The sequence below is a fragment of the Candidatus Protochlamydia sp. R18 genome (assembly GCF_000648255.1).
Lineage (GTDB): Bacteria > Chlamydiota > Chlamydiia > Chlamydiales > Parachlamydiaceae > Protochlamydia > Protochlamydia amoebophila.
Genome location: NZ_BASL01000724.1, coordinates 40039 through 60457, shown reverse-complemented (window position 1 = coordinate 60457; position 20419 = coordinate 40039). Strand labels below are relative to the sequence as shown.

The 20419-nt window shown below is 34.5% G+C and carries 17 protein-coding genes, 1 other RNA gene and 1 pseudogene; 15 read left to right on the top strand and 4 right to left on the bottom strand.

Annotation, left to right across the window (positions count from 1 at the left end):
• Positions 1–738: 738 nt before the first annotated feature.
• A complete protein-coding gene (locus tag TY19_RS20570; RefSeq protein WP_255346665.1) occupies positions 739–873 on the bottom strand; it encodes a hypothetical protein in 135 nt (44 codons plus the stop codon).
• Positions 874–1254: 381 nt separating this feature from the next.
• On the opposite strand from TY19_RS20570, the pseudogene TY19_RS07625 reads away from it, so the two are divergent.
• From TY19_RS07625 to TY19_RS07580, 10 genes and pseudogenes are all read left to right on the top strand, one after another.
• Positions 1255–2018, top strand: a pseudogene (locus TY19_RS07625) (IS3 family transposase).
• 703 nt (positions 2019–2721) lie between these two features.
• Positions 2722–4215 carry a hypothetical protein gene (locus tag TY19_RS07620; RefSeq protein WP_042281477.1) on the top strand — a complete coding sequence of 498 codons (1494 nt, stop codon included), beginning with the start codon at positions 2722–2724 and terminating at the stop codon, positions 4213–4215.
• A 110-nt stretch (positions 4216–4325) separates the two neighbouring features.
• Positions 4326–5354: a methionine ABC transporter ATP-binding protein gene (locus tag TY19_RS07615; RefSeq protein WP_226988501.1), complete on the top strand. Its 1029-nt coding sequence runs from the start codon at positions 4326–4328 to the stop codon at positions 5352–5354.
• Entirely contained in the window at positions 5351–6037 is a 687-nt protein-coding gene (locus TY19_RS07610; RefSeq protein WP_042281470.1) for a methionine ABC transporter permease, read from the top strand. The genes TY19_RS07615 and TY19_RS07610 overlap by 4 nt, the downstream gene beginning before the upstream one ends.
• Positions 6034–6840: a MetQ/NlpA family ABC transporter substrate-binding protein gene (locus TY19_RS07605; protein ID WP_042281468.1), complete on the top strand. Its 807-nt coding sequence runs from the start codon at positions 6034–6036 to the stop codon at positions 6838–6840. The genes TY19_RS07610 and TY19_RS07605 overlap by 4 nt, the downstream gene beginning before the upstream one ends.
• A 392-nt stretch (positions 6841–7232) precedes the next feature.
• Positions 7233–8378 carry a tetratricopeptide repeat-containing glycosyltransferase gene (locus TY19_RS07600; protein ID WP_226988500.1) on the top strand — a complete coding sequence of 382 codons (1146 nt, stop codon included), beginning with the start codon at positions 7233–7235 and terminating at the stop codon, positions 8376–8378.
• Between the two features lie 282 nt (positions 8379–8660).
• The gene (locus TY19_RS07595) at positions 8661–10247 is read left to right on the top strand and encodes an ABC-F family ATP-binding cassette domain-containing protein (protein WP_042281463.1); all 1587 of its coding nucleotides are present in this window, start codon (positions 8661–8663) and stop codon (positions 10245–10247) included.
• 48 nt (positions 10248–10295) lie between these two features.
• The gene (locus TY19_RS07590; protein ID WP_079979266.1) at positions 10296–11036 is read left to right on the top strand and encodes a TrmH family RNA methyltransferase; all 741 of its coding nucleotides are present in this window, start codon (positions 10296–10298) and stop codon (positions 11034–11036) included.
• 7 nt (positions 11037–11043) lie between these two features.
• The gene (gene folE, locus TY19_RS07585) at positions 11044–11718 is read left to right on the top strand and encodes a GTP cyclohydrolase I FolE (RefSeq protein ID WP_011174999.1); all 675 of its coding nucleotides are present in this window, start codon (positions 11044–11046) and stop codon (positions 11716–11718) included.
• A 79-nt stretch (positions 11719–11797) separates the two neighbouring features.
• Positions 11798–12466, top strand: coding sequence for a CPBP family intramembrane glutamic endopeptidase (locus tag TY19_RS07580; protein ID WP_079979265.1), 669 nt, complete (start codon positions 11798–11800; stop codon positions 12464–12466).
• Positions 12467–12506: 40 nt separating this feature from the next.
• Here the strand turns inward: TY19_RS07580 and rnpB are convergent.
• Together rnpB and cdsZ are read right to left on the bottom strand one after the other, a co-directional pair.
• An RNA gene (rnpB, locus tag TY19_RS11795) (RNase P RNA component class A) lies at positions 12507–12876 on the bottom strand.
• Positions 12877–12939: 63 nt separating this feature from the next.
• On the bottom strand, positions 12940–13710 hold the full coding sequence (gene cdsZ / locus TY19_RS07575; RefSeq protein WP_042281454.1) for a zinc ribbon domain regulatory protein CdsZ: 771 nt from the start codon (positions 13708–13710) through the stop codon (positions 12940–12942).
• Between the two features lie 536 nt (positions 13711–14246).
• Between cdsZ and TY19_RS11790 the strand changes: the two genes are divergently transcribed.
• From TY19_RS11790 to TY19_RS07550, 5 genes are all read left to right on the top strand, one after another.
• Positions 14247–14687, top strand: a complete 441-nt coding sequence (locus TY19_RS11790) for a CBM20 domain-containing protein (RefSeq protein WP_052236284.1) — start codon at positions 14247–14249, stop codon at positions 14685–14687.
• A gap of 388 nt (positions 14688–15075) precedes the next feature.
• The gene (locus TY19_RS07565; RefSeq protein ID WP_042281453.1) at positions 15076–16551 is read left to right on the top strand and encodes a glycine hydroxymethyltransferase; all 1476 of its coding nucleotides are present in this window, start codon (positions 15076–15078) and stop codon (positions 16549–16551) included.
• A gap of 137 nt (positions 16552–16688) precedes the next feature.
• Positions 16689–17291, top strand: coding sequence for an ATP-dependent Clp protease proteolytic subunit (locus TY19_RS07560; protein WP_039356797.1), 603 nt, complete (start codon positions 16689–16691; stop codon positions 17289–17291).
• A gap of 8 nt (positions 17292–17299) precedes the next feature.
• Complete coding sequence (dapF, locus tag TY19_RS07555; RefSeq protein ID WP_042281452.1) at positions 17300–18109, top strand: diaminopimelate epimerase; 810 nt, start codon at positions 17300–17302, stop codon at positions 18107–18109.
• Between the two features lie 133 nt (positions 18110–18242).
• Positions 18243–19409 carry a UPF0158 family protein gene (locus tag TY19_RS07550; protein WP_042281451.1) on the top strand — a complete coding sequence of 389 codons (1167 nt, stop codon included), beginning with the start codon at positions 18243–18245 and terminating at the stop codon, positions 19407–19409.
• Between the two features lie 248 nt (positions 19410–19657).
• Here TY19_RS07550 and TY19_RS07545 read toward each other — a convergent pair whose 3' ends face one another.
• On the bottom strand, positions 19658–20416 hold the full coding sequence (locus TY19_RS07545; protein ID WP_042281448.1) for a CPBP family intramembrane glutamic endopeptidase: 759 nt from the start codon (positions 20414–20416) through the stop codon (positions 19658–19660).
• Between the last annotated feature and the right edge of the window lie 3 nt (positions 20417–20419).

The following is a 20419-nucleotide window of genomic DNA, read 5'->3' as shown; positions in this document are numbered from 1 at the left end:
TCTTTACCAAATCTGAGCCGCAGTGCGTACATCTCATTGCTCTTCTCCGCTTGAATTAGAATAATTAATCTATCCAATTAGATCAGTTTATTGGAATAGCCTTACCTATTTAGCACTACCCAATTGTTTGTAAGAAATCCCACATTTTCTACCAAAAATTTTCTATTAGTTTATCAATTTTTATTCAATTTACTTTCAATTTTAATTAATATTTTCTGAATAAATTTTATTCAAATTAAACACTATTTAAAAAAATCTATTTATAAATAAAAAAACTAGGCTTTTTGCCAATACATTTTTAATTATTAAATATTCCCATTGAATAAATTCGATACTGTTATAATTCATGATCTAGAAGGCTATTTACCTGTACTTGCTTCTTCTGCGACTTTCTTTGTGGGCTATTAATCAAATTCAAATTTTGTCAAAAAAATTGAAAAATTTTATTAAACAACATACTGCGACGAATTTATTAAAATCTGATTTATTAAAATTTTTAGAATAAAAATTGCATAAAAATAAAAAAAGTTATTCTTAGATTGCCTGGTTTTTGAAAATTTCTTGAATTTTTTTTCAATTTATTTATTAAAAGCCTCCCAATAAGCAACTCGTTAGTCGATACAGAATTCCCCTAACCAGATTAATTAATTTTTTAATTTCGGTATGAAAATCTTTTCATTCAAACAATTTTCGATCGCTGTAAAACTTTGTTCTCCTTGTGTATACAGCACCTACAAACTATTTCACTAGATCTAATCTTTCTCTTTCGCTAATACCCTCTAGTAAGATTAATAAAATATCATTATCAATTGTTAGTTGTGAAAAGTTTCTACCTCCGCTTTCCCTTCCTATTGCAAGTGAAGGATTGAACAAACAACCCCCTGAGTAAAACTCTTTTTTAAGAAACATGCTATTTCTGAAATACACAAGAACGAATGAAGAAATGCGATAGAGAAAAGACTTCAAAAAGAGATTTACTTTAACGTACTCCTTTCGTTAACGCAGTTGAAATTAGAGGTGCTATTGAAAAAATTAAAGAAGCAATAGATAATTTTAAACAGTTGAGTGAGCACCCCTAACTGATAAATGGCAAAATAAATTAGATAAGAAAATTGAAAGAAAAATGAAAAAGTTTCATCCCTCTATTCCATCTATTTTTATAGAGGATAACGATAATAGATTTGACATTGCCCCGCAAAAAAGGTCCAACAGAAAGTAGAAAATCATGCTATCCTTTAAAAAAAGGAAACCAGTATGAAGAAAAGATTCACAGAAGAACAAATCATTAAAATCCTAAAAGAAGTTGACTCTGGAATACCTCTTGCAGAAGTTTGTCGCAAGCACGGAGTCAGCACAGCTTCTTATTATAAATGGAAAGCAAAGTTTAGTGGGATGGATGTTTCCGAAGCTCAACGATTAAGAAGCTTTTTAGACTTTATCAGGAAATGGGACTAAAAGTTAGAAAAAGAGGAGCTCGAAGACGAGGAGTTGGGATAAGGCTTGCGCGGATAAAAGCTTCACAAGTCAATGAAGTTTGGAGCCTTGATTTTATGTCGGATCGGCTTGCAAATGGAAAGAAAATCAGATTACTCAATATTGTAGATGAGTTTACTAGGGAGAGTTTGAAAATGATTGTAGATACATCTCTTTCCGGATTAAGAGTGGTAAGGGAGTTGGAAGAGTTAATTAAATACAGAGGGTATCCTAGACAAATTATCAGTGATAATGGAACTGAATTCACAAGCAGGGCTATTTTAAAATGGTCGGAGGGAGCATCTATTGGATGGCATTATATAGAACCTGGTAAACCAATGCAAAATGGAACAATAGAGAGTTTTAATGGACGAGTCAGAGATGAATTTTTAAACCAGCATTGGTTTATAAGTTTGCAAGAAGCGCAAAACTTAGCAAAAGAATGGAGGGAAGACTATAATAAATGGCGTCCTCATAGCGCGCTAGATGGCCTTTCTCCGGAAGAATTTAGAAAGACTTATGAGCTAAAAACAATTAATGCATAGATAGTAAAATTTTCTATTTTAAAATGGACCTAATTATGGGGCAATGTCAGATTCTTTAACAAAGGATCATTAGCTCAGCTAAAGTTGAGTTAAAAATTAATACATCAAGAATTAAAATTTATTATTTGGTAATTTTTTGAAGGTTAAATATTCATAAAGGTTTATTTGGATCATCTTTATAACGAATAAAAAAAAGAAATAAACACAATTTTTAATGAAGCTCATCAATTTTCGCATGAATAAGGAAGAAGTTTGGAGATCTATAAAAAATTTATGGAAGCTAAAAAGAATTCAAGTAATTTGTTAATTTACTGAGAAATCATCAAATTTTTATTAAACAGCTTATGCAAAATGCTTAAGCAGAGTCAAGTTGTCAGGCAAACGCTTATAATGACATGCAAGCTCAGATTGCTAAATCTAAAACCATCAATCCGATAAATCACAATATTTTAAGATAGGATATCAACGAATTTACAATTCGATTAGGTAACAGGTCAAAGATTTTAACATTTAAATTCCTTTTCAATCGTTTGCTTAAAATAAGATTGAAACAGTTATGGCCAAATTCCTCTTATTTCAATAGTTTTTTTTAATTCTAAATATTTATAATTGTTTCAATCTGTTATTGTCTTTTTGTTAGCTTATATTTTCGAAATAGTTTATAAGAAACGAAGGTTTTTTAACTTAAACTAGAAGATTGCATATGGCTAATGTTCAATTATCAAATATCATTATTGGCATCAATCGTGGAAATGTTTTGGCTTGCGATCCTGTTGGAAACTTTCAAGTTTTTGGTCATGGAGTCTTACCTCCAGCCGATTATCAAAATGATTGTGAAATTGTCAAAGCAAAAGTAATCCAATTTATTAATAATAATAAAGATGCTTTTCAACCAAACCTAGTTGACGCATTTGAGCAACAGCTTAAAAAAATGCGGGCAATACTTTCTCGCCCCTCCGGTTTTCCACGATTTCTGGAGTTTTTTCTCCGTTTCATCAAAAAGCCTCCTCTTAATAGACAATTTGATGATAAGCAATTTTTGGAGACTTTATTTAACTCTATCAATTTAACACGAAATTCTCGAGCTCACCCCCTTTCACAATCTTTATCTGAAGCAGCAAATAGTTGCTCTACAAATTATTCTCCCTCAAACGCTTTCTCTGTTCCTGAAGCTGAGCACAATGCTTTTGATACAAATCCAGCCATTATTTCCTCAGATCCTTCTACTGTTGCTTTAACCGAGCATGTTGCAACAGAACATGAAATTCCGCCAAATGGGCAAATTAACCAAATCGTTTCAATAAATCCCCCTCCTCCGCCTCTTCCCCCTCCTCCGCCCCCTACACAAAGAAAACCGCTAGGTGCGACATCACAAACAAAAACGACCTCATTTTTGGAAAATCCTCAGGTACGATCTGAAACAGACTATTACACACTCGAATCAAAGAGATTAAAAAGGAAACTGAAAGAAAGGGCTAACCCCAGCGGTTTTTATTCTTATAAAATTAACCCTGAAGAAGCAAAGCTAGCGACAGCCATTAATGAAAAAATAAAAACAATCCTTGATAGATTAGAAAAATCAGAACCTACTACTCTTCAAGATGCAAACATCCAAGAGCTGATTCAATCTATGAAAAACGATTTACAAAAAAACGAAATCACGATCAAAGGCACTTCAACAGCTATTGCAGGCATTCATGTAAATGGAAATAACGGAGTTAGGACATTTTTTCCAGAATTTATTTCTGTCGCAAATAAACTCACAAATCAAGAAATTCAATTTGTTATTGGACAATATTTTAATGGAATAGCCCCTACTCAAACTCATCCCGACTATGCGACCTATAAATTATTTCAATGTGATTTAGACATTATTTTTAGTCAATGGGATACTTTGTCTACAGGAGAAATAGCTCAGGAGTTTAGCCTTTTTAAAGATACTTGGAATGATTATTTGAAAAAACAGCTTAAAAGCTTATTAGGTTTACTGATCAATCGACAAAATCCGAACCTGTATCAAGTTTCTAATAATCAAAAAGAACCTATTTACCAAAGAGTCTCTTATGAAGATTATCTAACCAAGCCTAAGCAAAAAGTTGTGCAGCAGGACCTTAATGAGCAGCCAACTGACGTGCTTTCTGAACTTACTAATAGTAAAAGGTTCCAATCTAAAAAAACTAGTAGTCGGGTGGGATAGTTAATCCATACTATTTCTTCATAAATTCCAAAAAGTTCTAAATTCAAAATTTAGATCTTTATTTTTTAGAAATCTACCGTATTCATAATGATATCAATTGAGAAGCGAGCATGATGAAAAATTATTTAATTGAAATCAAAAAACTTTCTAAAAATTTTCTTCATTCAGCCTCTCAACACTCTACATATGCATTAAAAGATATTGATCTTGCTATTCCCGCAGGGTGCATTTACGGCATTATTGGCATGAGCGGGGCTGGAAAATCCACCCTGCTTCGTTGTATAAATGGTTTAGAAGTCCCTTCAAAAGGTGATATTTTAATTGAAGGAAAAAGTTTATTTCAAAAAAATCCGACAGCACTTCGTGCTATCCGGCAAAAAATGGGTATGGTCTTTCAACATTTCCAACTTTTTTCTTCTCGAACAGTAGCAGAAAATATTGCATATCCGATGGAAATTGGTTTTATTTCACAGGTTTTTCAAGAAGAGAGAATTAATCAACTTCTCAACCTAGTTGGACTTGAACAAAAAAAAGAAATATATCCCACAAGTTTAAGTGGAGGAGAAAAACAACGTGTTGGCATAGCGCGAGCCCTTGCCAATCATCCTCATATACTTTTATGTGATGAGCCAACATCTGCCTTAGATCCAAAAACTACGCGCTCTATTTTGCAACTCTTAGCTGAACTCAATCAAAAATTTGGTTTAACCATTATTATCATTACACACCAACTAGAAACGGTTAAACAAATTTGCCACCGGGTCGCTGTCCTTTCTGAAGGTGAAATTGTTGAGGAAGGAGAAGTTAAACAGGTATTTATTCGCCCTCAACATCAAGCAACTCGCCATCTTTTACATTTAGATGGAGATCAAATTCCAGTAGATTTGATCCAACAAAGAAATCCTGATAAGTTGCTTGTCAGACTGGGTTTTGAAGGTAATCAAGCCAAAGAACCTATTATCTCGCAGCTTATCAAACAATTTGACATTGAAGTCAATATTTTATCGGGTGGGTTGGATTACTTACAAAAAACTATAGTAGGTAACCTTTTTGTAGAAATATCCGGATTACCCCAAAATATCCAAAAAGCCCAAGCATTTTTAGAAAGTAAGCAAATAATCTGTGAGATCATTTTATGAAGCATAACCAAATTCTCTTAGCTTTCTCTCTCATCCCTATTGAATTTTGGAATACTCTTTACATGGTTTTTTGTTCGGCTGTCTTAGCAATGTTATTTGGAATTCCTCTAGGAGTTGTTTTAACTATTACCGATAAAGGGCATTTAAAAGAAAATCGTTGGCTACATGAAATTCTTGGTTGGATTGTAAACATAGGACGATCGTTTCCTTTTGCTATTTTAATGGTGGCTCTGATTCCTTTCACACGCTGGATTGTAGGAACAAGTCTAGGGACAACAGCTTCTATTATTCCCTTGACAATTGCCGCTACACCATTTTTAGCTCGCCTTATTGAATCTTCTCTAAAAGAAATTGATAAAGGAATCATAGAAGCAGCAATGGTCATGGGATCTACTCCTACCCAAATTATTTTAAAAGTATTACTTCCTGAAGCTCTAGCCTCTATTGTACTTGGAATGACTACAACAATTATTAATCTCGTAGGCTATAGCGCAATGGCTGGCACAATGGGAGGCGGGGGATTAGGAAAAATTGCTATTCAGTATGGTTATCAAAGATTTAATGTTTTTTTAATGACAATAACGGTTATTTTACTAATCTTACTTGTCCAAGCTATTCAGGCAAGTGGCCATGCAATCGCTAGAAACATTAATCGTAAAAGAGGCAAAGGTTTGAATAAATGAAAAAATACCTTAAAAAAATAATTGGAGCATTTTATCCTGCTCTTCTAGTAGCTTTGGTTGCTTTATCAAGCTGCTCACGTTCTTCAAAAACACAGCTAGAAGTAGCTGCAACATCTGTTCCTCATGCAGAAATTTTAGAATTTATTAAACCTGAATTGAAAGAACAGGGTATCAATTTATCGATTATTACAGTCGATGACTATCATACCCCCAATCGAGCTCTTCAAGATAGAGAAGTCGATGCCAATTTTTTTCAACACCTTCCTTTTTTAGAAGCACAAATTGCAGACTTTGGCTATCAACTCGAGCCACTTGTTGCTGTCCACCTTGAACCTATGGGACTTTATTCTCAGAAACTTAAGTCTTTGAAAAAAATGAAAAATGGCCTTACTTTAGCTATTCCTAGTGACCCCTCTAATCAAGCTAGAGCTTTAGCTATGCTTCAACAACTTGGCTTTATTCGTCTGAAAAAAACAGATGCGATGAGTAGTGTATTTGATATTATTTACAATACTTATCACCTGAAATTTATTGAAATTGACTCTCCATTACTAGCACGCTCACTCAATGATGTAGACTTAGCGGCCATTACAACAAATTTCGCTTTACAAGCAGGTCTTTCTCCGCAAAAAGATGCTCTTGCTTTAGAGGACAAAAATTCTCAATTTGTGAATGTTGTAGCAGTCAGAGCCGGAGAAATAAATAGAAAAGATCTACAAATATTAAAACAAGTTCTGACTTCGGAAAAGGTTAAAGATTTTATTGAAAGTCATTACCGAGGAGCTGTTATTCCAGCTTTTTAATTTTATAATGATTTTTTAAATGGGTAAACTCGTAATCTGTCATCGAATATTACATCTATTAAATTTAAAATTATATGCACTGTAGACAAGTTTAAATGATCACCTCCCTCCCCTAATACTTAAGTTGAGTTTTAAAAACGTTAGAAAAGCACCTATAAAAAATTAAAGACTTGTAAATACATTTTTGATGTCATCTCATTAATAGCTACCAACTCAATTCTATGAAAAAAATTTTTGATCCTTTTTCTTCTAAACTGAAATATCTAATCTCTCGGCAATCTTTCATTTCAAAGCACTTTATTTTCATATATATAATAAGTCTATTTTTCTTTTTTTATTACCCAACGCATATTTTAGAAGCTACCGACAAGAAAAAAACTCTCTGTCTAAATATGATTGTTAAAAATGAAAAAGAAGTGATTACACGTTGTTTAGCAAGTGTTAAGCCCCTTATTGACTATTGGGTAATTGTGGATACGGGTTCAACAGACGGAACGCAAGACATTATTAAACAATTCATGCAAGACATTCCTGGTGAATTACATGAGCGCCCTTGGAAAAATTTTGCTCATAATCGAACGGAAGCTTTAAAACTCGCCTCTAAAAAAACAGACTATCTCTTATTCATCGATGCGGATGAAACATTTACTTATGAACCAAATTTTAAACTTCCTGAACTAAAAAAAGATTTTTACTTTATTCAAACTAATTTTAATGAGACAAGCTATTTTCGAACGCTGATCATTAATAGCCACTTAAATTGGAAATGGGTTGGTGTACTACATGAATTATTACAAGCTACGCCTAATACGGTAGACTGCGAAATTTTGCCAGGCATTACAAACATCGTACGCAGCGATGGAGCTCGTTCAAAAGATCCACAAAAATATCAAAAAGATGCAGCTATATTAGAAGAAGCCTTCTTAGAAGAACCCCATAATTTACGCTACGCTTTTTACCTTGCACAAACATACAAAGATGCTGGTATGAAGGAAAAAGCGATCACCGCTTATAACAAAAGGATAGCTTTAGGTGGATGGGATGAGGAAATCTTTTGGTCTTTGCTACAAATTGGTTTATTACATGAATCTCTTAACGCAAATCCAAAGACAATTATTGAAAGCTATTTACAAGCTTATCTTTACCGCCCAACAAGAGCAGAACCCTTATACCGATTAGCCCAATATTACCGGTTATCTGAAAATTATTTAAAAGGCTATCAAACTGCCGCTCAAGGCCTTCCTCTTAGAAATAGTCCAGATCTTTTATTTGTAGAGAAATGGATTTATGATTGGGGATTATTGTTAGAATACTCGATTTGCGCTTATTGGATTGGAAAATATGAAGAAGCGCTCTTGGCTTCCTATGCCATGTTAGCACAAGCTAGACTTCCAGAAAATGTACGAGAATGCGTAGAGAGAAATTTAGTTTGGATCAATTTGAAGCTTAAAGAATCGGCTTCTCAGCTCAACTTAGTCAAACCTATTTTAAAAACTTCTCTCGAAACTAAAAGCGAAGCCCAAGAAAAAAAACCTTAAAAAAATAAAAAAAATTCAATTAATAAACACATACTCTTTTTGGTTTATTTATTTATATATCTACTTGTCAACGGTACAATCTTGTGATATAATTTATTCAATTTTGTATAAAAACAGCCGTATTCGAGAAAATTCTCAAAATTGAGTCATTTTTTCCGAGAGAACCATTTTTTACTCAGCCTCTCATTAAAAAAACCTTTTTCGCGATTGTAATTTAGATTAAATTTTCTTTTAGACACCGCTAGAGTGTTAAAATCCAAACCCAAGTACTTAGCAAAAAATATGATTACTCTTTCTAAAATCTCAAAAAATTTTGGTAGTCGTGTTCTATTCGAAGATGTCACAATTACTTTCAATGCAGGAAACCGGTACGGTTTGACAGGTCCAAATGGTGCGGGTAAAACTACACTTCTTAAAATTATTATGGGTTTTGATGAAGCCACCTCTGGAACGGTTACTCTCCCTAATCGAGTAGGAATTTTACGTCAAAATATTGAAACTTTCAAAAATGAAAAAGTTGTTGATACAGTCATTATGGGTAATAAACGACTTTGGGATGCTATAAAAGAACGAGATAGCCTTTATGAAGTAGAGATGTCGGATGATGTAGGTATGCGCTTAGGAGAATTAGAAGGTATCATTGCTGAAGAAGATGGTTATAGCGCCGAAGCAAATGCTGAAGAGTTTTTAGCAGGAATGGGAATTCTTAATGAATATTTCAATGAAAAGATGCATACCGTTCCTACAGACATTCAATTCCGTGTTCTACTATGCCAAGCATTGTTTGGCGAACCTCAAGCTCTCCTACTTGATGAGCCGACAAACCACTTAGATTTAGATTCGATTGGTTGGTTAGAAAAATTTTTACATAATTATAAAGGAACATTAGTTGTTATTAGCCATGACCGTCATTTCTTAAATTCTGTTACAACTCACATTGCAGATATTGATTACGAAACCATTATTATCTATCCAGGAAATTATGATGAAATGATCGTTGCTAAAACATCTGTTCGTGAACGAGCAGATGCCGATGCAAAATCTAAAGAGAAAAAAATTTCTCAATTAAGAGAATTTGTCGCTCGATTCGGAGCTGGAACTCGTGCAAGCCAGGTACAATCTCGTCTAAGAGAAATTGAACGTTTGCAACCTCAAGACCTGAAAAAATCCAATATCCAACGTCCATATATTCGATTTATTCCTACAGAGAAAGCACCTGGAAAAATCTTACTCAAAGTTGAAGAAATAAGTAAAAGTTATGAGAACACTCCTGTTATCAAGCATTTTTCGATGGAACTCGATAGAGGAGATAAAATTGGGGTCATTGGAAGCAATGGACGAGGAAAAACAACTCTTTTAAAAATACTCGCACAAGTTTTACGGCCAGATAACGGTCAAGTTGAACTAGGACATCAAGTTCTAATCAGTTACTTCCCACAAGAACACTCCGATATCGTCGAGAAAAAAGGGCAAAAAACGGCCTTTGATTGGTTGAAAGAAAGACGTCCAGGAATTTATGATCAAGAGATTCGTAGTGTGATGGGTAAATTACTGTTTGGAGGAGATGATGCCTTTAAACCTGTAGCAACATTATCTGGAGGAGAAACTGCTCGTCTAATTTTAGCAGGAATGCTTTTATCTGAGCATAATTTAATTATTTTGGACGAACCAAATAACCATCTAGATCTCGAAGCTGTTTCTGCGTTAGGCTGGGGGTTAGCGGAGTATAAAGGAACCGTTGTGGTAGCCAGCCATGACCGAGACCTTATTTCAACTGTAGCTAATAAAATTATTGCTTTTGAACCAGACGGCATCCATTTCTTTGAAGGCAATCTGGAAGAGTATTTATTACATAAAAGTCATTCTTAATCTCTAATTATGTACAATTTTACTTCCAGGAAGTTTCTAAATCTCCCCTTGGAAAGACAACATAAAAAATGCGCAGAGCTAGTTCGTTACTTATATGAACTTTCTCTGCAAAATCAACTAAATCCTTCACTCCTTACGCTTTATCACGAATTTCTTAATTGGATGAAAGAAAATCCTCTTAATAATTCTACTATTCAAGAACTTTCTAACCGTTACCATTACCACCTAAAAAAAGCAAAACTTCAAAAGAAAGAACATCATCTTTTATCAACTGTACGCACGCAAGATCGTTCTACAGGAATCCCTAGCTGGCCAATTTCTATCTATCTGGACAACTTACGGTCAGCTCATAACGTGGGAAGTATTATCAGAACAGTAGAAGCTTTCTCCCTAGGCAGCATTTATTTTTCTACCCAAACTCCCTATACAAATCATAAACAAGTACAAAATGTTTCTATGGGAGCTTATCAATGGGTAAAATGTTATCAAAATGAAGATTTAAATGATTTGACACAACCTATTATTGCTTTAGAAACTTCTGAGGAAGCTATTAATCTATACGAATTTATCTTTCCAGAGCGTTTCACATTAGTAGTGGGAAACGAGGAATATGGTTGTAGCCAAGAAATTCTTACAAAAGCACATTATTTAATAGAAATCCCTTTAAGAGGCAGGAAAAACTCTTTAAATGTTGCCAATGCTTTCGCTATTACGGCAGGTGAAATCTATCGTCAAAGAAAAACTGCGAAAATTTATGAATACCTTGCCTTAGAACCTAATAATGAGTAAAAAATTCATGACAAAAAAAGAGTTCCCTCAAAAAAAAATTCCTCCGTCTATCACAAATTTTCCTTCACCGATTCGGCGACATCAAAAGCGTTTGTCGGATCAAGATAAAATAAAGCTAATTGCTGAACATTTTAAAGCCATCATGGAGACACTTGAGCTTGATGTGGAAGATGAATCTTTAGCTCGTACCCCAGAACGAGTCGCCAAAATGTACGTTAATGAAATTTTTTCGGGATTAGATGAAGAAAATTTTCCTGAAATAAGTTTTTTCAAAGATGAAATTCATCACGAACATAAAGCCAATATGGTTTTTGTTAAAGTCGGCTTTACAAGTTTTTGTGAGCATCACTTTGTTCCCATGTCAGGTTTTGCTTATGTTGCCTATATCCCTACAAATCAATTAATTGGGTTATCTAAAATTCCTCGGCTGGTGCGATATTTTGCTAAAAGGCCTCAATTACAAGAAAGATTAACTGCTCAAATTGCTGACTCTTTAGCCCTTCTTTTAAATACTGAGCATGTCGCCGTCTCTTTGACAGCGATTCATTCTTGTGTTCAGGCTAGAGGAATTCAAGATGAATGTAGCCATACGATTACAAATGTTTTACGAGGTCAATTCGGAGCTGATGGAAATTTAAGACGCGAGTTTTTTGAAGGAATCAATCGAAGAGTTTTTGAATAAAAAAAATTATTGGATTAATATGAATTAAAATTAAAAAAAATTCTTATTAAATAAATAACAAATCCAGATAGAGGAAAAAATGTCTACATCAATATTGTCCTCATCCCGTGTGTTTACCACAATAAATTATTATACGGATCAAGTCACAAACTACCAAATTAATGTATTGGGGGAATATTCAAAAATTACTGATATTAAACAAGTTGCTGGCGGAGCTATTTATGGAGTAACAGCAATAGGAACAGGTTTAGGATGCGCTACTTTAGTCTTAGGCTCTTCTAAAGTATTTCAAATACTTAAGCCCAATCCAACATTTTTTCCTATTACAGCAACGCAAAAAACTCTTATTAAAATTTTATATATTCCCGTACTTAGTTATTACATATTTTCTATATGCATAGTTACTCCCATCCTAGAAGAGATCATTTTTAGGGATTTAATACAAACAAAATTACTTAAAAACAAAGTAACACCTTTTCTAAAAAACCATTGTCCAAGCCTAGCTCAGTCTCAAACAGCTTTAAAAATCTCCCGAATCTTTTTCACTTCAATTTTATTTGCTCTTGTTCATGCTCCTCAAAATGGATTGCAACTTTTCCTTTTCCATCAGTTTGGAGCAGGGCTCATTTTTGGAATTGCCAAAGAGCGAGATGGGCTTTTTTCAGCAACAATGGCTCATTCTACATTCAATTTTATATTTCTCATGTTATTTCAAATAGCTGTCGTTCGTCACATTTACTTTCGCTAAATAAGTAAACTAAAGGGGTGCTATTTTTTGAAGATAAAAAAAGTCTGGGAAGATATTAAGCCGGATTTTGTCGACTAACAAAGTTAGCCTAGTCATCATTCATCTAGGGATGGCGTCGCCGACATCCTCAAGCAACTCTTGAGAGCTCTGTGGAGACAGAATATGCTCTTGTCGGTCTTGCTTCAGATAGGGTTTGTCACTGTTTGAGTCTCCTCAAATCAGGCATAGCTCCCAAAGCTAGCATTTCACCCTGTCTATCAAAACACAAAGTGTTTAATAGCGGAATATTTTCTGTTACACTTTCCGTAGCCTTACGGCCCCCAATCTTTCATTGGTATCTTCTCCTGCGAAGTCCAGACTTTCCTCTCCTCTTCTTTCAACAGAAAAGCAGCGATGACTTCTCTTCCCAGACAAAAATTTTGAAAAACATTTGAAAAACCCTCAAAAATCAGCTTTAAGAGGGCTAAAAGGCTCTAAGCTGTTTTCGTTGTTCGCCGACGCCGTTGTTTTGTGGCAATCACACTATCTTCTAAAGCTTTACTTTCTTGCCAATAGTGAATACGTGAACAATGCTCACAAAATACTAGACGCTCTCCTTTACGAACGAGATTTTCATGTTGAGCTGTTAACATGATATGACAACCACTGCAGCACCGATTTTCTAAAGGCACAACAACCCGATCTTTTTTATTACGGAGAAGCCTTTCATAAATTTGAAAAACTTCTGGGTCAGCTTGTTCGACGAGTTCATCTCGTTGGGTTTTAAGAACACGACCTTCTTCGTTAATTTGTCGAATACTTTCATGAATTTCAGTTTCAACAATTTTAGAGTTAACAGCAGTTTCTTCTGCACTCTCTTTCAAACTCTTAAGCATATCTTCTTCAACCGCTAACTTATCATAAAAATCGCTTAAACGCTGCTCTTTATTGAGACGTTCGCGATCTGCGGCTGAAATCTCATGTGTGATTGCATTATATTCATCAACTTTTTTAATTGAATTTTGTTGTAACTCAAATTTTTTAATTTTTTCTAATATTTCTGCATGTTCACCTTCGGTCAAGCGAATCAACTTTTTCACTTCAAAAATTTCAGTTTCTTTATCTGTCACACGCTTGTGAAGTGATTCTTGCCCACTGTGAATAAGATCCAATTCTTTTTGTCTTTGTCTTTTTAAGAGCATCAACTGAATCATTTTCATGTCTAGTTCTTGAACTTCTAAAATCACTTTAAGGGCTTCTAGCATAGGTATTCCTTAAGGTATAGGGGTAAGCTTGTCTATCTACTAGAAAGTGTTCAACATTTATTTTAAATGATTTAATAATCTCTCAAATTTCATCTCATTTGAGAAATGTCAAATGCTGTGGAACACAATCTGATCATCCCTTAACATGAATTATTTTAGATTTAACACAATAAGGGACTGTTAAAAGATTTCTACTTAATTCCTGCTGAATGAAACACATTAGATTACGTAGTCGTATTTTGTCATGCAGCACAAACTATCGCCTAAATTTAGTTTAATTTAGGATACAAATAAGATATCCTGTCGAGAGTTAATATTCAATTAAAAACCTAAGGCTTCAAACAGATTTGTAAATTTTTAGTTTTCTTATTTCGCATCACAAACTTATCGTTTTTTTTATTGACAGAGATTCATCTAATTTACAATACATAAATAAATTCTTTTATTAACGTAAACATCATTTTTTAGACGCTTAATTTGTGTCTTAAAAGATGCTTAAGAACTATTTTTTACTTAAGTCAACCGAGAGGTGAACCATGTTAACCAAAAAAGACTCACTTAAAAATCCTGCTAAAACTAAAATAACGCAATCCCCGCAACCCAACGAAACAGATGTTTTTGCTTTAGCTAAAGCTCCGACTCAACATCCCGCTAAAATTTATGCAAATCAAAAGGATGAATGTGAACATGGATGCTCTCATTTTGAAAAAAAACCCTTATTTAAAACTTCAGTCTTAGTTAAATATGATGTAGGATTTAACAATCAACTGTACATTCGAGGCAATGGAGCGAACCTAACCTGGAACAAAGGGCAACCATTAAAAAACATTAAAGCAGATGAATGGATTTGGGAAAATGAAACCCCTTTTTCGAGCTGTGAGTTTAAAGTATTAATTAACGATAATCATTATGAAGCGGGTGAAAATCACACCATAACTAATGGCTGTTCATTTATTTATACTCCTTCATTTGCATAAAATTATATTTTGAGTCATTAGCCAAATTTTACTTGATAGCCCTTAAAACAAATCTATCAATATTTATTTTTAATAATTGATTATGAGCATTTTTTGGGCTTATTTTCAAATTTTAACGCTACTAATCAAGTCCATACCATTTTAAAAAATCTCGTATATCTTGCACAAAACAAACTTGTCAGACACAATAAATCCCACATCATTTATTTGTTCAAGCAAATGAATTTAGCCTAGGCGCTAGGTTTATCTACTTGAAAATCAAATTTTACTAAAATATTGCACTCATCTACTCACGGTAGTCAACGAAAAATAAATGCAAAAGATGTGGATTTAACGAGTAACTGCATGAAACTCAACAGATTTTCAGTCGTCATAAGGAGAACAGCATATGTCAAGACTTAAAAAATATCTCTCGTCTAAAACAAGCAATCAACAAAATTCAGCAGCGATTGCTTATTTAGCCGCTCTTGATCATATTGAAACTGTCTCCCCTGCTATTTCTTCTAGTATTATTCAAGAATTACAAGATGAACGCTCTCATCTAAAACTTATTGCATCTGAAAACTTTTCGTCTTTGGCTGTTCAGTTAGCAATGGGTAACCTTTTAACTGACAAGTATGCTGAAGGATATGCACATCACCGATTTTATGCGGGATGCGATAACATAGATAGCATTGAAGAAACAGCTAGTCAAGAATTGATTCAATTATTTGGATGTGAGCATGCCTATGTTCAACCCCATTCAGGAGCTGACGCAAATTTAGTGGCACTATGGGCCATCTTAATCCATAAAATTCAAAATCCGGAAATTGAAAAATTTGGAAAAAAAACTTTAGATGAGTTAACTCCCGAAGAATATGAAAAAATTCGGCAACTTCTCGTTAATCAGAAACTCATGGGCATGTCCTTAAATTCAGGGGGACATTTAACGCATGGATATCGCCATAATATCTCATCTAAGATGATGCGTTCTGTCTTATATGATGTTGATCCCAAAACCGAAATTCTTGATTACTCTGTTCTTGCAAAACAAGTGCAACAAGAAAGACCGACAATTCTTATTGCTGGTTATTCGGCCCATCCAAGGCGACTTAATTTCGCTAAAATGCGTGAAATTGCAGATAGTGTAGGAGCTACTTTGATGGTAGATATGGCTCACTTTGCCGGTCTGGTAGCCGGAAAAGTTTTCCAAGGCGAATTCGATCCTATTCCTTATGCAGATATTGTGACTTCTACTACGCATAAAACATTGAGAGGCCCAAGAGGAGGTTTTGTTTTATGTAAACAGTCCTTTAGCGAAGCCATTAATAAAGGTTGTCCGTCAGTTCTTGGAGGGCCACTTCCCAACGTTATGGCAGCAAAAGCCGTCGCTTTTAAAGAAGCAAATTCCCTTAATTTTAAACAGTACTCACAAAAAATTGTTGATAATGCTCAATCCTTAGCCAATTGCTTTCTTCAAAATGAAATTCGTCTTGTTACCGGTGGAACAGAAAACCATTTAATGATTCTCGATTTATCTAAATTTGGATTAACCGGTCGACAAGCAGAAACTGCATTAAGAGAAGCCCATATCACAGTTAACAGAAATGCAATTCCAAATGATCTACAAGGGCCTTGGTATACATCTGGAATTCGTTTAGGAACAGCAGCTTTAACAACCTTGGGAATGGGTAAAGATGAAATGAATGAAATTGCTTCTGTTATTTTCTCTGTCCTATCAAACTCTAAACCTGGCATTGTTCAAAAAACTGGACAACCAAGTAAGGCTTCTGTCATCACAGATTCCACAATTATCAATGAAGCAAAGGCACGAGTAAAAAATTTATTAATTCATTTCCCTCTCTATCCTGAAATAGAAATTTAATAAACTTTACTATCAAATCGATTTAGAGTTTGACACAATCAAACATTTTTTCTTATTTTGCGCCTTTAGAACTTGAAAAAGGATATCAGAAATCATAAGATACAACTAAAAAATGAGTTTTGACTCGGGAGACTTCCATGCCCAAACATGATAAAAACAAAAGTGCCATTCCTTCTAAAATGGCAGATCGTATTGAACATGCTATACTAGATTCTAGAAGAATTTTTATTTCTGATGCTGTTGATAGTGGATCGGCAAGTGAAATTATTCGTAAGCTTTGGTATCTCGAATTAACAGATCCTGGTAAACCAATTTTATTCGTCATTAATAGTCCAGGTGGCGCTGTTGATTCAGGATTTGCGATCTGGGATCAAATCAAAATGATTACTTCCCCTGTAACAACATTGGTTACTGGATTAGCCGCTTCAATGGGCTCTATTTTAAGCCTTTGCGCTTCCCCTGGACGCCGATTCGCAACACCTCATTCTAGAATTATGATCCACCAACCTCTTTTATCCGGAGTAATTAAAGGGCAAGCAACAGACTTGGAGATTCAAGCAAAAGAGATGCTAAAAACTAGAAATGGATTGATTGAAATCTACGTACAAGCAACGGGGAAAAATTTTGCTGCCATAGAAAAAGCAATTGATCGAGATACATGGATGACAGCACAAGAAGCCTTAGAATTTGGACTACTCGATAAAGTGATTAATAGCTTTGAAGAGATTGAGTCCACTTAAAAAAACTTATGCAGTGGTCTTTTACTAAATATGTGGGATGTGGAAATGATTTCATTCTTTTTGATAATCGAAATGGTAAATTTCCATTTTCCATCCCTCTTATTCAACAGCTTTGCCATCGGCAATGGGGTGTTGGAGCTGATGGGATTATCCTTTTAGAAAACTCGACAATTGCCCATGCCCGCATGCGCATTTTTAATGCAGATGGAAGTGAGGCCGAAATGTGTGGAAACGGTCTTCGATGTTTAATCGATTGGATGGAATCTTTAAATATTTTGCATTCCATTTATTCTATAGAAACAAATAACCATGTGCTAAAAGCTTGGAAAAGTGCATCTAATATCACTATTGAAATGGGCTCCCCCAACAAATTAAATTGGAATGTGCCTATTTCATTTGAGTCAAAAATCTATTATGTGCACTCATTAAATACAGGGGTTCCACACATTATCTTATTCGCTGAAAACATTGAACAATTTCCGTTAGAACGAATGGGGCCATTCATTCGTTATCATCCGTTATGGAAACCTGACGGAACTAACTTCTCAATTGTACAGCATCTCCATGGACAAACTTTCATGATTCGCACTTATGAAAGAGGGGTAGAAGCAGAGACATTAGCTTGTGGGACGGGAGCAACAGCAGCGGCTCTAGCAGCAGCTTTTCAATATCATTTAAGTGCTCCCATATCAATGCAAACTCGATCGGGGATTTGTTTAGAAATTGGTTTCACGTTGATTAATCAAAAATTTACAAATGTGACAATGACAGGTCCAGCATTGGCCGTTTTCAATGGCTCAATCAAATTAGAATCATAACCGAAACTTTAAGAAAAAAATTTAACGCTTAATTGATAAAAATATGCTAGTTAAAAAGCTTTTCGATTGCTTGTAACTCAATCAATTCGATACAATCCCAATCTTATATTACTATTTGAGGAAGTAACCGAATATGTGCGCCAGTAAAACTAAACAAGAAGCTCAAAACCCCCTCATTTTACGTTGCCACCGTTTAATGGAGGCTTTTGCTAAATCGGATGACGAACGTGATTTTTTTATTGATCGATTAGAAGGTTTTTTAATTTATGTTGATCTTGATAAACCTCAAAACGAATTGGACGCTTTACAAAAAGAATTGACAGAGAATTCGGATAGATATTGTCAAATCCCAAAACTATCTTTTTATGAAACCAAAAAGATCATGGAAGGATTTGTCAATGAAAAGGTTTATGATATTGATACAAAAGAAAAGCTCCTTGATATTATTCAATCTAAAGAAGCTCGAGAGAATTTTTTGGAGTTCATTTATGATCATCATTCTGAACAAGAAAAGTGGCAGCAATTTTATCAAGAACGTTCGCGCATTCGCATTATTGAATGGTTAAGGTTAAATCATTTTCATTTTGTTTTTGAAGAAGATTTAGATTTACCACGTCAACTTGTAGAAAAACTTAAACATTCACTTTTTCAATCAAAAGTAGGTAAGGATATTCTAACAGCCCGCAAAAACTTATTTGCAAAGGCAAAAACTTACTATTCCAACGAAGCTTTAAATCCCCGTCCAAAAAGAGGTCGCCCACCTAAGCAAGCTGCAAAACCAGAAATTGAACCTCAAGTAACAATTGATATTTTTACAACTGTTCCCCCAACAGTTCGCCCTTTTCTCTTTGTACCTAACATTCAATCTTCCCATTTTTCAGCTTTTTCGTCAAAATTTGATTCTGAAGATGACCTTTTAACAAACCGTCGACAATCCTTTGATGATGACACTTCTATAAGCCAAAAGCTTGCATCCTTACGTACTCTTTCTAATCGCTGGGCAGAAACTCAGAATCCTCCGACAGAAAAAGAGAATAATCCCTACGCAATGGATAACAGTTTTGATGACGAAGAAGATGACGACGATGATGAAGATTTTACTGAAAAAAAACAAAAAAAAACGAAAGAAAAGCTAACTAAAGCTAAAGCTGCCTCTAAGTCGACTGTCGTAACTAAAGCTGCAAAGCCAGCCAAAACAGAAAAGCCTAAAGCTAAGCGGATTATTCCGAAAGCAAAAAAAGAAGCAATGCCGACGAAAGGGAAAGTTTTAAAAAAAATCATGCCTAAAAAAGAGTCTTAGGCATTTTAGAAGTCCGATGCTGAATCGTCAATAATTCAGCATCGATTAAACTTTAGATTATTAATATGAGCTCAGTTATTTGCTACAGTTGTAGCTTGAAAAATAGAAATCAAATAACGCAGAGATAAATCTACGGTACCTTGTTTAAACTTCGTTCTGCCCGGCCCCTATATGTTTTAAAATCATCCTAAAACATGAAAACGGTAAAATTAAAATCTCTTAAATCATTCAGCTCTTTGCTTTTTTATTTAGACAATCTCGACGGTTTGTGAGAAAGATTTTTTTGAAAAATTTGACAAAGAAACAAAACAACGCTGATATAAATGTGATAAGTAAGCTTTAGTTGCTACCATCTTTTCATCAATTACATTATTTGAACTCGTGCCTAAAACACAAAAAGCTAGGTTATTAGCCACTAGGGCAAGTAGCGTTAACTCGTTAAATTTAGGGTAAACCATCAACGAAATCGCCAAAATATTATTGATGCTGTGTGCCAATATACTAACCGAAAGAGTTTGATATTTTTCACTGAGATACCCATATGTAACACCTCCCATATAACACCATGTTATTTGAGTAAACTTATTAGCATAATTACTATGAGAATTAGTAGCATGAGCTACTCCAAAGATAATAGCTGTCACATGGATACGCCAAGCCCTTTGGGAGATTATTTCTTGCTTTGACAACTCCCTTTTAATCACAAATCGATTCCATCCCGCTTGAGTTATACCAATTCCTCGCTGCAGCATCCCACGAAAAAAAAATTCTTCAACAGCGGGCCCCACAACTGTGATCAACCTTACATTAATCCCTGGTAATTGTTTGCTAGAAAAAAGAGTTTTTGTTACTTCTTCCAACAAAATTTTTACAACAATTATTTTCATCATTTCAGCAACAACTGGATCAATTATAACTATTGCTTTTAACCCAATTTCTTTTGCTTGAATAGCGATTGGAGAAAGATGTGCACTCCATGCGTGAAAATTTTCAGAAATTCTAGTCATCCA